Below are 14,901 nucleotides of genomic sequence, written 5' to 3' on the forward strand. Positions count from 1 at the left end.
ATGGACAAGCATAAAACCCGAACCTTCCCTTCCTTCAGCATCCTCACCGTATCCCTGATGCTGGGCCTCGTGGGGCTGGCGCTCATCCCCATGCTGTCCATCCAACTGGTGCCCAGCCGGAGCCATGCCTCCGTCACGGTGAATTCATCCATGGGCGATGCCCCGCCGCAGGTGACCGACCTGGAACTCACAGGCCCCATCGAACGGACCCTTTCGGGCCTCAGGGGCGTACGCCGTGTCCGTTCGACCTCGGGGCAGGGAACTTCAAGCGTACAGGTAGACCTGGATAAGTGGACCGACCCGGCGATGTTCCGTTTCGAGGCGGCCACGGTTTTGCGGCAGCTCTATCCGCGCCTTCCCCCCACGGCCTCCTATCCCACCGTATACCTGAACCGCCCGGCGGAAAGCAATACATTCGGTAGCGACATCATCGGTTATACGCTAAATGGCCCTGGCACGGTCAATGACGTGGCCCGTGTGGCCGAGCGTACCATACGGCCGGCACTGGCCGAAATCCATGGCATCCATACGGCAGGCATCACCGGTGCACGGCCCAACCGCATGGCTATTGACGTGGACCTTTCCCGGCTCCAGCAAATGGGGGTAACACTGAACGACTTCCAAAACCAACTACGCGAAGGGTTCGCCGCCAAAGGCCTCGGGGTGATACGGTCCGGAGAGGTAAAAACGGACTTGGCCATCGAACGCTGCATCGCAAGCGTATATGACCTGCGGGCATTCCCCGTCAGGGGCGGGGATGGCCGGGTGTTTTACCTGCGTGACGCAGCCACGGTGGTTGCTGAGGAAATGACTCCCGTATCGCACTACCGGATCAACGGGGAAGAACTGGTGTACATCAACATTGCGCCGGAAGCACATATCAACAACATTGCGCTGGCCGGGCGGGTAAAGGCACGCATGCTGGAAATCGATGGCCAGCTCGCCCGCGAGGGCTATCGGTTGGATATAGCCTACGACAATACCGAATATATCCGGGAAGAGCTCGGGAAAATTTATTTCCGGACAATCCTGTCGGTAGCCATCCTGCTCCTATTCGTGCTGCTCATCACACGCAAGCCCCGGTACCTCCTCATTGTCATCCTCTCGTTAGCCGTGAACGTATCGGTATCACTCATCTTCTACTACCTGTTCCGGCTGGAGATCCATCTCTATTCCCTTGCTGGGATCACGATATCGCTGGGCTTGGTCATCGACAATGTTATCGTCATCGTGGAGGACATCCGCCACACGGGTCGAAACCGGATATTTGCGGCCATCTTGGCGTCCACGCTCACGGCGCTTGGAGCGTTGAGCGTGATTTTCCTGTTAGAGGAAAACGCACGGATCAACCTGCTTGACTTCGCCACGGCCATCATCATAAACCTGCTGGTGTCGCTGCCCGTGGCTTACTTGTTCATCCCGGCACTGTTGGAACGGCTACCCATCACCATCCGCCGGACCCGGATTCTGTACAGGCGTAAACGCCTGCTCGTAGGTTTTAGCCAGCTGTATCGGCGACAACTTGCTTTTATGCTGCGTTTCCGCTGGATGCTACTGCTTATTTTCCTGCTATGCTTCGGCCTTCCCCTGTTCATGCTCCCCGATAAGGTGGAGGGGGATACGCCATGGGCCAAAGCCTACAATGCGGTCTTTGGAAGTGATTTTTATAACCGTACGCTGCGCGAGAAGGTCAATAAATACGCAGGGGGTGTCCTATACCTGTATGTCAACAGCCGGACGCAACGGAACCAGGGTAGTGCCGATGAAGAACGGGTAAGGCTCAACGTCCAGATCAGCATGCCGAATGGAGCCACGTTGGAACAGATGGATGCTGTCACGAGGGAGTTCGAGGACTTTCTTGGGGGGTTTGATAGGGAGCTGGACGTGTTTACCGCCCGTGTTGCCAACGAAAACCGTGCCTACATCAGTATCAGCTTCAATCGGGGCTTCGAGGGGAGTTTCCCCCACAGGCTGAAGCACCTGCTGGAAAGCCGGTCCATCCTGTCCGGCGCCGCGGACTTCGGGGTGTATGGTGTGGGGAGGGGGTTCAACAACGCCATAAACCTGGATGATTTCGATTCAACCATCGCACTGAAGGGATATAATTATGACCAATTGCAGGCTATCGGGATGTGGGTGCGCGACACGCTGCTGCGCAATCCTAGGGTACAGGATGTGCTCATCACCACGCAAAACCGCTGGCAGCAACGACGATATGAGGAGTTCGTGGTGGGCATCACTCGGCCGGAACACTTGGTGGCGTACCGCATAGGGCGAAGGGATATGGGCAGCGCCCTGCAACGGATGGATGGACGCCCCGTCCGGGTAGGTGCTGTTGAAACGGATCCGGGTGTTTTCTCGCAGGTGGACGTCCGTGCGCATGCCGGCGACATGCCGCCCGTTTGGAAGGCCATGCACCACCCCATGGAGGTCGACGATTCCACCATGCTGCGCATGAAGGACGTTGCCGTCATCGAAAAGGTGCGCGTAGGCCACCATATCGTCCGTGAAAATCAGGAGTACCTGCTCAATGTGCACTACCGCTTCATCGGCACTTACCAATTGAACCGGGTCGTGCAGAAGCGGGTGGTGGGTAGCATTACCGATATCCTACCCTATGGGTACAGGGTTGAAGTGTCCGGCTCGGGCGGATGGTGGGGCGACAAAGACGATTATACTTACCTATGGCTCATCGGCTTGGTAATGCTCATCATCTATATGGTCTGCGCGATCCTGCTAGAATCTTTGCGGCAGCCGTTTGCGGTGTTGCTCATGATCCCGTTTTCATTCATGGGGGTGTTCCTGGCTTTCCATTTCCTGGGCCTGCGGTTTGACCAAGGGGGGTACGCCTCCCTGCTCATGTTGAGTGGGTTGGTCACCAATTCCGCATTGTACATCATCAATGACTTGAATTACTTGTCGCATAGGCATGGGGTGCCTACCACGCCTTCACAAAGGCGGAAGGTTTTCATACAGGCATTCAACGCCAAGGCCATGCCCATCCTGATTACGACGTTGTCCGCCATACTCAGCCTGTTGCCATTCATGATCAGCGGCGAGGAAAAGGGGTTTTGGTTCACCCTGTCAGCAGGGACGATCGGCGGCTTGCTTTTCTCTCTATTGGGGGCTTTCCTGCTGCTACCGCTTTGCTTGTTGGGGAGGGGACGGCCAGGTATGGGACACCGCATAATAAACCCCGGGCGTAGGGATAGACGAACCAGCAAATGAACAAACGAGCAAACAAATAAGCAAATGATCCGATTTTTAGTCCATAGACCCATTGCTGTACTGGTGAGTTTCGTTGCCCTGCTATTGCTTGGAACTACAGCTTATACGTTCCTGCCCACCTCGCTCCTGCCGGATTCGGACATCCCCCAAGTGTCCGTCCGTCTTATGGGCGAGCACCTTTCGACGGAGGAGGTGGAGGAACAAATGGCCACCCCTATCCGCAATGCCCTGCTGCAATTGCAAGGGCTCCAGCGAATCGAGAGCCGTTCCTCCGAGGGAGGGGCGAACATACATATCCGGTTTGAGCCCGGTTCGGACATCAGCCTACGGTTCATCGAGGTGAACGAAAAGGTGGACATGGCCATGAACAGCCTTCCCAGGGAGGCGCAGCGTCCGTTGGTTACCAAGACGGGGGTGGATGACATACCCGTGTTCCAGCTCGATATCTCGCCGAAGGATTCCATGACAACCCCGGAGAGGCTGGTCGAGGTCAGCACGTTCGTGCGTGAGACCATCCGCAGGCGCATCGAGCAGTTGCCCGAGGTGGCCATGGTGGATGCCACGGGCCTGATGCAGCCTCAGATACGCATTGAACCCAGGGATGGCTACCTGGAGTCCCTTGGGTTGGACGCACAGGTCTTGCTGCAGGCATTCCGGGAGAACCGGATCAGCTTGGGCAATATCCAGGTGAAGGACGGCCATTACCGGTATTTTCTCCGGTTTTCGGCGGACATCCAGTCGCTGGAAAGGCTGGCGGCTACACCGATCAACATCAATGGTCGAGTATTCCGATTGGGCGACCTGGCCACGGCCTCGCTCACCCACGCCGAGGAAACCGGGGCATTCTACAGCAACGGGAAGCGTGCGATCAACCTGTCGGTCATCAAGCAGCCATCCGCCCGCATGGAAGACCTCCAACGGCATTTTTACGGGCTTTTGGACCGTATGCGGCGCGATTACCCCGACCTGGTGTTCGAGCTGGCGCAGGATCAGACAATGCTGCTCGATTACGCCATCGGCAATCTCCGCCAGGACCTATGGATCGGGGGCATTCTGGCGGCCCTATTGATGCTGGTTTTCATCCGGCGGATAAAACCGGCCGTGCTCATCGGCATCACCATGCCCATGTCGCTGCTTATCAGCCAGCTTGGCTTTTACTTGCTCGGCATTTCCATCAATATTGTTTCGTTGGGGGGACTCATCCTTGGGCTTGGCATGATCGTAGATAATTCCATCGTGGTCATCGATAATATCAAGCGATACCGGGACAGCGGGCTGGGGGTGGCCGAGGCGGCCATCCAGGGTACCGACGAAGTCATCCGGCCATTGATTACCTCGGTGCTGACCAACTGTGCCGTGTTCATCCCCTTGATCTTCATGAGCGGTCTGGCCGGAGCCATCTTCTTCGACCAGGCACTCTCGGTGACCGTGGGCGTAGTGGCCTCGCTCATCGTATCCATATTACTACTGCCCCCGTTGTACAGCTTGGTCTATTTGGGTGGGGATAAGAAAGGCCGTAGGGAATTCGAGATCAGGGCGTATGTCAATGTCACGGCTTGGTATGAACGGGGATTGGGAATGGCTTTCCACCGCCCCGTCGCGACGTTCCTCATGGTAGCGGCCCTGCTTGCCGGTGGTGTGGGACTCTATACCATGCTGGACAAGACCCGCCTGCCGGAAACCACCCGCAGTGACTTCGAGGTATCCATAGACTGGAACGAGCCGATAGGCGTGGCCGAAAACTGGGACAGGGTGAAGCGGTTGCTCAATGGCATGGCGGATGGGATTGGTACGTCCGGCGCCTGGGTCGGCGAGCAGCAATACCTGCTTGACCGGGGGAATGACCGAGGCCAGACCCAGACCGGAATTTATATCCAATCATCGGCCGGGACGGATACGGACACCCTGCAACGGCATCTCCATGCGCTACAAGATTCTCTTTTCCCCACGGCCGTCATGGACATCATCCCAGCGAGGAATGCCTTTGAAGAAGTGTTCGCCGACCGCATAGCCCCCTTGCGGCTGCAGGTCGCGACCAAGGACAGCCGGAAGATGCCCCCGCCGGAAGAGACGCTCCGTCTGCTGGATACCCTGTGGGAGGCATTGCCGGATGCGCGGATCGACCCGGCCGCACTACATGGCAAGGTGCTTATACACATCGACCCAGTGAAGGCCGCACGCTATGGCATCGGCCTCGGTGAAGTGACGGCAAGGATCGAGTCGGCATTCAGGCCCACTTTCGTCGACCATTACCAGGGCGGGCAGGAGCAGGTGCCCATCGTGCTGGTACCGGCTTCTCATCCGGACATCGGTGCCGTACTCGCTCATTCCTTTATCCGTAAACCCGACGGTTTCGAAGTGCCGCTGTCGGCGTTGGTGGAAACCCGGCACACGGACAGTTACCGGTATATCACGGCCGGCACGCAGGGACGATACTATCCGGTGGACATCCATACGGCCTGGGCAGGGAGCGACCTGGCGACCATCCGTGACCACATGGACAGGAACTTTCCAGAGCTGGAAGCCACCTATACCGGAGCCTATTTTGATAACCGCGCGCTCATCGGGGAGCTATCGCTGATCCTGCTCGTATCGGTACTGTTGCTGTATTTTATCCTGGCGGCGCAGTTTGAATCGCTGGTGCAACCGCTCTTCATTCTGGCCGAGCTGCCCGTGGCGATATCGGGTGCGCTACTGTTCCTGTACCTGGCTGGCAACGGGATCAACCTCATGTCGCTAATCGGCATCGTGGTCATGTCAGGCCTGATCATCAACGATTCCATCCTGAAGCTGGATGCGATCAACCGGTTGCGGAGGCAGGGGATGCCATTGAAGGAGGCGATTTACGAGGGCGGGCATATGCGGCTGAAACCCATCTTGATGATCACGCTCACCAGCATCGGCGCACTGGCGCCCACGTTGTTCATGCATGACCTGGGGTCGGAACTGCAACAGTCGCTGGCCCTTGCGCTCATCGGCGGGATGGTGGTGGGGCTATTGGTCAGCCTGTTTTTCGTGCCGCTGCTGTATTGGATGGTGTATAGGAAGTCGGGAAGTCGGGAAACCGGAAAGTTAGGTTCATAAAATGGAAAAAAGTCATAAACGAAAAAAAAGGGCATGAAACACCATATACACCATATAGCGACGATGTTGGCCTGCGCGATGGCGACGGGAATTTTACAGGCGCAGGAGCGTACGATCACGCTGGAAGAGGCGGTTCGGATGGCACAGCGGCAATCCTTTGCCTACAAAGTGGCACTCAACAGCTACCAAAGCAGCGTGTGGAGCTATCGCAACTACCAGGCCTCGTTCAGGCCCATGCTCTATTTGGATGGCACCATTCCCAATTATAGCAGGGCCATCAACAGGATCACGCTCCCCTCTGGCGAGGATACCTTCGTGCAGCAGAACCAGGCTTACAGCACGCTGAACCTGGGCATCCGGCAGAACGTGGGATTGACGGGTGGCGTAGTGTCCGTCAACTCATCGCTCAACCGCATCGATGTATTCGGTGACAACAGGCAGACCCGGTATTCGGCTATCCCGGCGTCTATCTCGTATTTCCAGAACACCATAGGCTACAACCCCTTCAAATGGCGGAAGCGGATCGAGCCGCTCCGTTTCGAGTCGGCCGACCGAAATTTCGTGACCCGGATGGAGGAAATCGGTGGGCAGACGGTAGCGCACTACTTCGATATGCTGGCGGCCCAGGCCCGGCAGGGGCTTTCACGGCAGAACCTGGCCAATGCGGACACGCTTTACGGCATATCGCAGGAGCGGTTCAAGTTGGGCACAGTGGCCCAGAGCGAACTGTTGCAGCTACGCCTGAATGTGCTGAACGCGCGGAACCGGGTGACACAGGATAGCGTGGATGCCGTGCTTGCCCGCCAGCGGTTTGCCCGTTACCTATTGCTTCCCCGGGGGGAGGATTGGCAACTGGCCGTGCCGGATAGTATGGCGTTCTTTGATGTCAAATTCGATGATGCCCTGGCACATGCCCAAACCAACAGCCAGCAGGTCATCGATTTCCGGCTGCAACGGCTTGAAGCGGAGCGGAACTTGGCTGAAGCTAAAGCGGAGAACAGCTTGAAATTCAATGTGCAGGCGAACTTCGGGCTGTCCAATACCGCGGCCACCTTTCCCGGCCTGTTCAGCAACCTGGAAAACCAGCAGAACGTGCTCGTCGGGTTTTCCCTGCCCATCCTGGACTGGGGGCTGGCCAGGACCCAACGGCTGCGCGCCGGGGCCAACCTGGCCATGGTGGAAGGCCAGGTGCAGCAGGGAGAGATGCAGCTGGAGCAGGACATCGCACTGCAGGTGGCCCGATGGAACCTCCACCGGCAGCAACTGGCTGTTGCGGCCGAAACGCGCGAGATTGCCGGCCAAAACTACGGATTGGAAGTGGAACGCTTCCTGCGGGGCACCATCGGCATCAACGACCTCAATGCCGCCCAGACGCAAAAAGACAATGCTACCAACGCCTACATCGATGCGGTGCGCACGTACTGGGAACTGTATTTTACACTTCGCAGGTTGACGCTGTATGATTTTGAAAACAGGGAAACCATCAAATTCCAGACGGGAGGAATGCTGGACGGACTTGATTCCTAACCGATAATATACCGATATGAACACCAAGAAAATTATAATCACAACAGCTGGGAAGACTAGCATCCTGCCGTGCGCTGACATCGTTGTTTGCAAGGCGGACGGTTCTTACACCCATTTACAGTTCTTGGATGAAAATGAACGTTTATTGATAAGCAAGTCTTTGAAACAGGTTATGGAAATGTTAGACGTACCCTACATCATCCGCATTAGCCAATCTATATCGGTCAACGCTGATTATGTTAAATATCTGCATCACCGAGAGAAAGAGGTGGAATTGGTCAATGGTGAAAAATTCCGGTATACGATCAATCTGAAAGAGTTGGAAAAGTCAATTCAAGATGCCTTGCAGCAAATGGGGGTTTCACGACAGGGTGAAGATAACGGAATAATAGGTGAAACATAGGAAATAATAAATAAAACCCCCAGCATACAAAACGGTTCGGTCTAGCCCTTGCAGGGTAATCGGCTAGTTTGTACTATTGCATTGAAAATTATTTTAAACCAATAAAAAAACAAGAAAATGAAACGAAAATTAAACAAAATCAGCATGGTCGTGGTAGCCACGGTAATGTTTTGTGCAATAATGTTCTTGAGTATGGAAAAAAACGAACAGGACGAATGGGAGTTTGCGGCTGTGAGTGCGTCTGCGCAGGGTGGGGATGGAGAGAGTGGCGGAACACTTAAACAATACTATGATAACGACCCCCTACCGTGTGTAGGTACCGAAACCAGGCATTGCGATATTGCGATCGTTATTCCGGGAACTGCCATTTATTGCAGTGTAGGGTTTGATTATACCGTTGAGTTTGACGGCACGCAAAACTACTGCGACTATACAGGTAATCCCCAAACCTACTGCAATTATCACACATGCCAGAGGAATTGAAGCTAAGGCATTATGGCATGGCGTTTATTGATGTGAAGTTACTGGTTTTTCTGTTGCTGCTATTGCAAGCTTGTGGATCTGGATCTTCAGGGGGAGGCCGGGGCCAGCCGGATGAGACGTTGTTGCGGACAGCGCAGCTCATCACGCTCAAACCGATAAAAGAGATCAATGCGGAGTATACGCAGGCAGCTTCGGGCATGGTGGATCTCCTAGAATATTATCCGCTCGAATCCCCTCAGGGTATTATCATCGGGAAGATTGATGAGATGATCCACTATAACAGGCATATTTACATATTTGACCGGCTTGCGGGTGATATTTTTGTCTACACGAATAAAGGCGCTTTCGTGGGGAATATCGGGAAGAAAGGGAAAGGGCCGGACGAATATGCCGACATCAGTGCGTTCAGTATTGACGAAGATGGAAATGTCTGCATTTGGTCGCCCTATAACCGCAAGGTATTTGTTTACTCGGTCAAGGGCGAATTGAAACACAGCCTTGACATCGGCCTTTTGATGATGGATGATTTTTACGTAAATGCCGATTCGACCATTGTCGGATATGAAAAAAGGTCCGCAAACGAACGCCTATTTGAAGGGACCTATCCCCGTCAAGGCCGCATATTTCTTTTGGACGGGAAGGGGGGGCTTTTGGATCATGGATTGACGTATAGGTATTCCGATGCCTTGAAAACGTATCCTTTCTCAAACGAATTTTATCGGTTCGGCGACTCTTTGTCCTTGATGGAGGACTTCGGAAACGTGGTCTACCGTATCCATGGCAGGGACATGAACCCCGTTCCGCGATATGTGTTCGATTTCACCGGTGCCAATGTGCCGTTGCACTATGAACAGGCTGAAGCAGTGCAGCGCAAATTGATAGACGAGTACCAGAAAGGGGGAAAGGACGAGTGGGCAAGCCTCTACCGCATATATGAGACGGACAATTACCTTGGTTTCAAATATGGCTATGATAGATATGTGTATACCTCATTCTATTCCAAGAAATCGGGCAACCTGATTAATCTGGGTTTTTTCTGGATAAATGACAGGGACAATATTTCGATGCCCTCGGTTTCCGCAGCGGGGCCGAATGACACGTTCTACGGTTTCATTGAAGCACATGCACTGATCCGCATGGTTGACCGCAATGAAACGGGCGCATCAGATCGCGTGGAACAGCTTCGGGCGAAGCTACGTGAGACGGATAATCCGGTATTAGTCTCTTTTACATTGAAAGATTTCTAAATTTCTAAAAGATGTTGGCATGTACGCGGTCGCTAATAAGTCTGCTGGTATTCCCCGGTGTTATAATCGGGTGTGCCCAAATCGGTAAGGATGATTCTCCTCAAGAAGCGCGTGAAATGACTAGGAAAGAACGGATTCTTTCTGGTACTTTAGAAGCCAACATCCTAGCCTCTGGGAGTTTTTATCTCGATGATACGTCTCCAATTTATGATGAAGAAGGTAAACGAGTGTTTCTTAGTGAATTAGTCAATGGGACAGGTAGTCTTGTATTGCGGTTTTCCCCATCGAACTGCATAGATTGTATCTTAGCCGAGATGGAAAACATAAATTATGCTATGTCAGGAAGCATTGAGGACGATGTTGTTTTTCTTTCGTCCTTCCAGAATATTAACCAATTAAGGATATTTAAACGGGACCACAACATACCGTATGCACTATACAATACCAGCGAGTTTGAAAATGATTTGCCTCGGTATCTTGAGGACCTACATGTCCCCTACTATTTCATTGCAGATACGACCCGGCTTTGTGACAATCTTTATGTGCCTGAAAAAGAGCTAGCATCGATGTCTACCTTTTATTTAAAGGAAGTCGCTGAAAAGCTCAAGCGGGAAAAGGAAAAAGGAATCGTGTTTAAAAACACAATGATAGAGCAAGATGGGAGCTCCGGGAAACCATTGTCCTTTGTGTTTTCATACAGAAATGAGATGGACATTCCTTTGATTATCAAAGATGTCCGTGCCTCATGTAATTGTACTGCCGTCTCCTACGATAAACATCCTATCCAACCCGGTGAACGTGCGGAAATCCAGATAGAATATAATTCTGATATAGAAGGCTATTATTTCAAGAAAATCATAGTGGAAAGCAATTCTCCGAAAGGCAAGGTGTTGCTTACTATCAAAGGCAATCTTACCTAATAAGTTTAGGCACACACAATAAAATAGTACATATATGATGAAGTGACAACGCTATACGAAAGGATAGGCTTTTATGGTACGGCTGTTCAGAATATTATTTATTCTACTCCTTTTCAAAGTCTTCCTGATGAGTACGTGTGCCTCAACGGGTTTATTTACAAGCTTAATAGCAGGTATTCTGGGGATAAACTCTTTGATAGACTGGTTGTGAATGTAACAGGTGCGTAAAGGGATAATCAGTGAATATTATACTTAAATATGATATGACAATTTCACCCTCACTTTCACAAATGCCCCTGCCTCACGGATTTATCGGCGTGCAGGAATTGATCCTGCTTGCGCTGCCGATACTGATTATTGCGCTCATCGTCTTCGCCATTTTCCGCAGCAATGCTTCCCGGTCATCGCAGATCGGGCAGCTGGTTGCCGAGCAGGAAAAAACGAATCGGTTATTAAACCAGATTTAGCCCGGCTGGAAAAACGGGAGCAGGGAAAGCCGGACGCGGAAGAATAAGCAATGGCGCTGTGGATGCCATGAATGGATCGATTTTGAAAGTATGGCTGCTTCGGGTGACGCTGATATGCCTCCTGTCCAACGCCTTTCTGGTGAGCACGAAACTTCCGGACGGTTTGTTCACAGCCAAGGAGCTGGGGCTGTATTTCTCGGTTTCCATCGCTTCGCTATGCGCCGCCGTATCGCTTTTCCTGCCCGGTGTCCACTTATTGGTATTTGAATCGGTATCCCTTCCGGCCGTGCCGGTACAGACGGCTTATGGGATGGCTCGTTAATTGCGAATTACAAACTTGATCAATTCATTTACGATATTTCCATTAGTCCCGATGAACAATATTTGTATGGGACCGCAGTAGAAGCGGTGGGTGATTACCCACAATTAGTACGCTACAAACTCAAATAGAAACGATGTGTATTCTAAATTGATGACCATGGGGTATGTGCTGGCCATTTTGCTGATTTTTTGTGGGTTGGGTTATTCTTGCTTTGGCACTAGCGTATTGGCATATTTGAGTTGGTTGAAGGAGAAGTCGGAGAGATCCTCGGGCGAGATCAGGTGAAAAAGGCAAAAGATAAACGACCCCGAAAAGAATTAGATTTTTGTTTATATGGAAGGTCAAGTATTTCGTTTCTACTTATTATTTCTTGGTATCAGCTTACTTTCATGTGAGAGCAAGTACCATCGTATTGAAAATAGCATAAAGCATTTGTCAATTTCCGAACCGGAAATCGCAATCCTTAAATGGAGAATAGTAGGGCCATTTGTAGATACTGCCCATGCATCTACGTTTTTATCCTTTTCAACACCGTTGGAACCGCTATCTTCCAAAAGGATCGGAGCAGGAATAGAGGACACCCTGTATACACATCGTAAGGGACATATAGTTGATTTTGATGAACTATATGGTTCAACGGAAAAGCAGGTTGCCTACGCCCTTTCCGTCATTAAAGCCAGAGAACAAGGCGAGGTTGCATTCCTGATTGGAACCACTGATGATGTTCGTCTTTGGGTGAACGATAAGCTATGTTTGGCGACTTCAGCTTTACCCGAGCCTAAAAAAACGCGGTTTATTAAAAAGATATATTTAGAAAAAGGGGATAACTTCGTTGTCGTCGAGATTGCAAATACAGATCGGGGAAAATGGGGGTTCAATATGGATGTTGCAACTATTGATCACGTTCGCTATAACGCGTTAGAACCAAACTATTACAACAGTTGCTTAAATCCGACGATCGCATTGAACGATAGCTTACACATTCATGTCTCAAATCCCGAGTTTATTCCTGTTACGAAGCCTTGTTTACTGGAGATTTACGACCTGGATGAAAAATTAGTCTTAAGGAATCGTATTCAATTGGATAAAGAAGCCAACGTCTGTTTGGAAAAACTCACCCAAGGGGTGTATAAATACAACTTGTACACAGATTTGGATACGCTCCACGGCGTATTTAGTTACGGTTCGATTGATCAACTGTATAATCGAAATGAATTAATTAAAAAGTGCCAAGGCGACTCTATCAGACTTAGGGTGATGGTGCCATATATGAAGAGACTGGATCATTTACTAAAAGTTACGCAAGCGAGAAATAGGATTAACCATGATTTGTCGAAAAAAATAGCCTTCTGTCTATACAGGATCCGTAAAATTGATCATGAGGCTGATATCGGTGAAGACGATATCCGGAAGACGACGGGTCTGCAACTACGGACCTTCCGGTCGGCAATTGACAGTGCTGATGATTATTACCAATTATACATACCGGAAAAATCAAAACATGAACCAGATGTAGGCATGCCATTGGTAGTAATGGTGCCATATGTGACCAATCGTCATGAATTTTATTATGGCAGTATTGTAGCTAATACCCCCCGAAATGAATATATAGCTAGTTTTGCCGAGCAACACGGAATGGCAGTCGTTTGGCCAAGCTCTAGGATTTATACCCGTTATAATATGACTCCGATTGTTACTAAGGCCATTGAAGAGACACTGGCTGATGTTTTTAAGTTTTATAATATAGACCGACAAAACATCTTTTTCTATGGAAACTGTTCGGGAGGACTATTTGCGTTGTCGGCGGTTATACAAAAGCCAGAGTTGTGTTCTGCGATTGCACTGGAAGGCCCGGATTTTGTTCCGGCATATTTTGCGAACGGGGGTTACGATCCGTCAATTATTGCGAACGATATTTTCGGTCTGACAGACAACCTTGCCGATAAGCCAATGATGATCCTCCATTCAAAATATGATGCGAAGGCCCCGGTACAATTATCGGCAATGTTGATTGACTCACTCAAGAAGAAGGGGCAACGAGTAAAATACGATGATCTGCGCGATGCATCAAAAAAAAGTGCTACTAAGAAAATGATGGCGGAATCACAGGCGATGCGGAAAGTTTTCGACTTCTTTCACTTACAGCTTAAGGCAAAGGAAAGGCCACTCAAATTAAAGAGGTTTGTAAGTTATGCCGTTTATAGGGATACCGTATACGGTGTGCTGATCAAAGAGAAAATTTCATCAGGAAAAGCATCGTTCGAGTATTCTATTTCTGATAATGTGTTGAAAATGGAAACACATAATATCCGAAGTTTTTGTATGGATACTAAAGGTTTAGACATTCCCGACATCAGGGAGCTTCGGGTTGTGTTAAACGGACGGGCTTTAAAGCCCATCGATATGGTAATCCGTAATGACCTTTGGGAGGCTACCATGCCCGTACCACGTAGACAATCCAAAGGCACCGGTTATGAAAACTATATTCCATTGAATGCGATTTTTAAGCAGCATTTTGCTGTGGTTCGGCCTGAATCGGCTGATACGGTTGTTGACAGCATATTGCATGCGATAAGGTCAGTTTGGCGGGATGAGTATTTCAAAGATATCAGAATAATTGACGAGGCAGAAATACAGCGAGCACTTGACGCTAATACAAACTTAATATATATTGATAATGCTGGGTTAGACTGTATACCGGATTCCATCGCATCAGCGATGGGCTTAAGTTATGATGGCGATGCTATTGGTTTTAAAGGGAAAAGCTATAATGCCAATAACATTTCCTATGCTTTTGTTTCGGATAATAAGACAGAGGGGCCACGTAGCTTAACAATTGGCACGACCAGTAATATGATTTCGAGAGAGTTTCTGCAGGAAATCATCCAACGAGGTTGGTTACCATTTATGGTTTGGAACAACCGTAGTGGACATTCATTGATAGACGTCAACTATAGGTATTAGTACTTGATTTCTATGTCATCCGTAGCTGAGTGATCAGAAACTGGAGAAGTGAACATCCGATGCGCCGGAATTCTGTAAAGAAAAAATATTTTGGTATATAACAGTAAAGTGTTTATATTTATCAATATGTAGGTCATAATACTTTAATGGCCTAGTGCAGCGGACAAGATAATATAACCAATGAAACTAGTTAAGGATGGTGTAGTAGATTATTTACCTGTTTTGCACTGGATTTATTAATGCTGCGTCCACACTG

At 50.4% G+C, this 14,901-nt stretch carries 10 protein-coding genes; all 10 read left to right on the forward strand.

Annotated features, from left to right (window positions below; translation table 11 throughout):
* The 10 genes from NF543_RS16280 to NF543_RS16325 all read left to right on the forward strand — a co-directional run bounded on the left by NF543_RS16280 (position 1) and on the right by NF543_RS16325 (position 14,645).
* Positions 1–3,228, forward strand: a complete 3,228-nt coding sequence (locus NF543_RS16280) for an efflux RND transporter permease subunit (protein WP_257669235.1) — start codon at positions 1–3, stop codon at positions 3,226–3,228.
* 24 nt (positions 3,229–3,252) lie between these two features.
* Complete coding sequence (locus NF543_RS16285) at positions 3,253–6,312, forward strand: efflux RND transporter permease subunit (protein WP_257669236.1); 3,060 nt, start codon at positions 3,253–3,255, stop codon at positions 6,310–6,312.
* Positions 6,313–6,345: 33 nt separating this feature from the next.
* Positions 6,346–7,839, forward strand: a complete 1,494-nt coding sequence (locus NF543_RS16290; protein ID WP_257669237.1) for a TolC family protein — start codon at positions 6,346–6,348, stop codon at positions 7,837–7,839.
* A 16-nt stretch (positions 7,840–7,855) separates the two neighbouring features.
* Positions 7,856–8,242, forward strand: coding sequence for a LytTR family DNA-binding domain-containing protein (locus tag NF543_RS16295; RefSeq protein WP_257669238.1), 387 nt, complete (start codon positions 7,856–7,858; stop codon positions 8,240–8,242).
* Between the two features lie 117 nt (positions 8,243–8,359).
* Positions 8,360–8,725, forward strand: a complete 366-nt coding sequence (locus NF543_RS16300; RefSeq protein ID WP_257669239.1) for a hypothetical protein — start codon at positions 8,360–8,362, stop codon at positions 8,723–8,725.
* A complete protein-coding gene (locus NF543_RS16305; protein WP_257669240.1) occupies positions 8,710–9,972 on the forward strand; it encodes a DUF4934 domain-containing protein in 1,263 nt (420 codons plus the stop codon). Before NF543_RS16300 ends, NF543_RS16305 begins: the two co-directional genes overlap by 16 nt.
* A gap of 11 nt (positions 9,973–9,983) precedes the next feature.
* Complete coding sequence (locus tag NF543_RS16310) at positions 9,984–10,892, forward strand: DUF1573 domain-containing protein (protein WP_257669241.1); 909 nt, start codon at positions 9,984–9,986, stop codon at positions 10,890–10,892.
* Between the two features lie 263 nt (positions 10,893–11,155).
* Positions 11,156–11,359: a hypothetical protein gene (locus tag NF543_RS16315; RefSeq protein WP_257669242.1), complete on the forward strand. Its 204-nt coding sequence runs from the start codon at positions 11,156–11,158 to the stop codon at positions 11,357–11,359.
* Positions 11,360–11,426: 67 nt separating this feature from the next.
* Positions 11,427–11,681 carry a hypothetical protein gene (locus NF543_RS16320; protein WP_257669243.1) on the forward strand — a complete coding sequence of 85 codons (255 nt, stop codon included), beginning with the start codon at positions 11,427–11,429 and terminating at the stop codon, positions 11,679–11,681.
* Positions 11,682–12,014: 333 nt separating this feature from the next.
* Complete coding sequence (locus NF543_RS16325) at positions 12,015–14,645, forward strand: alpha/beta hydrolase family protein (RefSeq protein WP_257669244.1); 2,631 nt, start codon at positions 12,015–12,017, stop codon at positions 14,643–14,645.
* Positions 14,646–14,901: the final 256 nt, after the last annotated feature.

This window comes from Parapedobacter tibetensis, from assembly GCF_024704835.1.
In the GTDB taxonomy this organism is placed as follows: Bacteria; Bacteroidota; Bacteroidia; order Sphingobacteriales; family Sphingobacteriaceae; genus Parapedobacter; species Parapedobacter tibetensis.

What these genes read in the sequence shown, in the direction of transcription:
- NF543_RS16295 (WP_257669238.1), top strand. Translation starts at nt 7,856, where the DNA reads ATGAACACCAAGAAAATTATAATCACAACAGCTGGGAAGACTAGCATC.
- NF543_RS16315 (WP_257669242.1), top strand. Translation starts at nt 11,156, where the DNA reads ATGACAATTTCACCCTCACTTTCACAAATGCCCCTGCCTCACGGATTT.
- NF543_RS16305 (WP_257669240.1), top strand. Translation starts at nt 8,710, where the DNA reads ATGCCAGAGGAATTGAAGCTAAGGCATTATGGCATGGCGTTTATTGAT.
- NF543_RS16325 (WP_257669244.1), top strand. Translation starts at nt 12,015, where the DNA reads ATGGAAGGTCAAGTATTTCGTTTCTACTTATTATTTCTTGGTATCAGC.
- NF543_RS16290 (WP_257669237.1), top strand. Translation starts at nt 6,346, where the DNA reads ATGAAACACCATATACACCATATAGCGACGATGTTGGCCTGCGCGATG.
- NF543_RS16310 (WP_257669241.1), top strand. Translation starts at nt 9,984, where the DNA reads ATGTTGGCATGTACGCGGTCGCTAATAAGTCTGCTGGTATTCCCCGGT.
- NF543_RS16320 (WP_257669243.1), top strand. Translation starts at nt 11,427, where the DNA reads ATGAATGGATCGATTTTGAAAGTATGGCTGCTTCGGGTGACGCTGATA.
- NF543_RS16300 (WP_257669239.1), top strand. Translation starts at nt 8,360, where the DNA reads ATGAAACGAAAATTAAACAAAATCAGCATGGTCGTGGTAGCCACGGTA.
- NF543_RS16285 (WP_257669236.1), top strand. Translation starts at nt 3,253, where the DNA reads ATGATCCGATTTTTAGTCCATAGACCCATTGCTGTACTGGTGAGTTTC.
- NF543_RS16280 (WP_257669235.1), top strand. Translation starts at nt 1, where the DNA reads ATGGACAAGCATAAAACCCGAACCTTCCCTTCCTTCAGCATCCTCACC.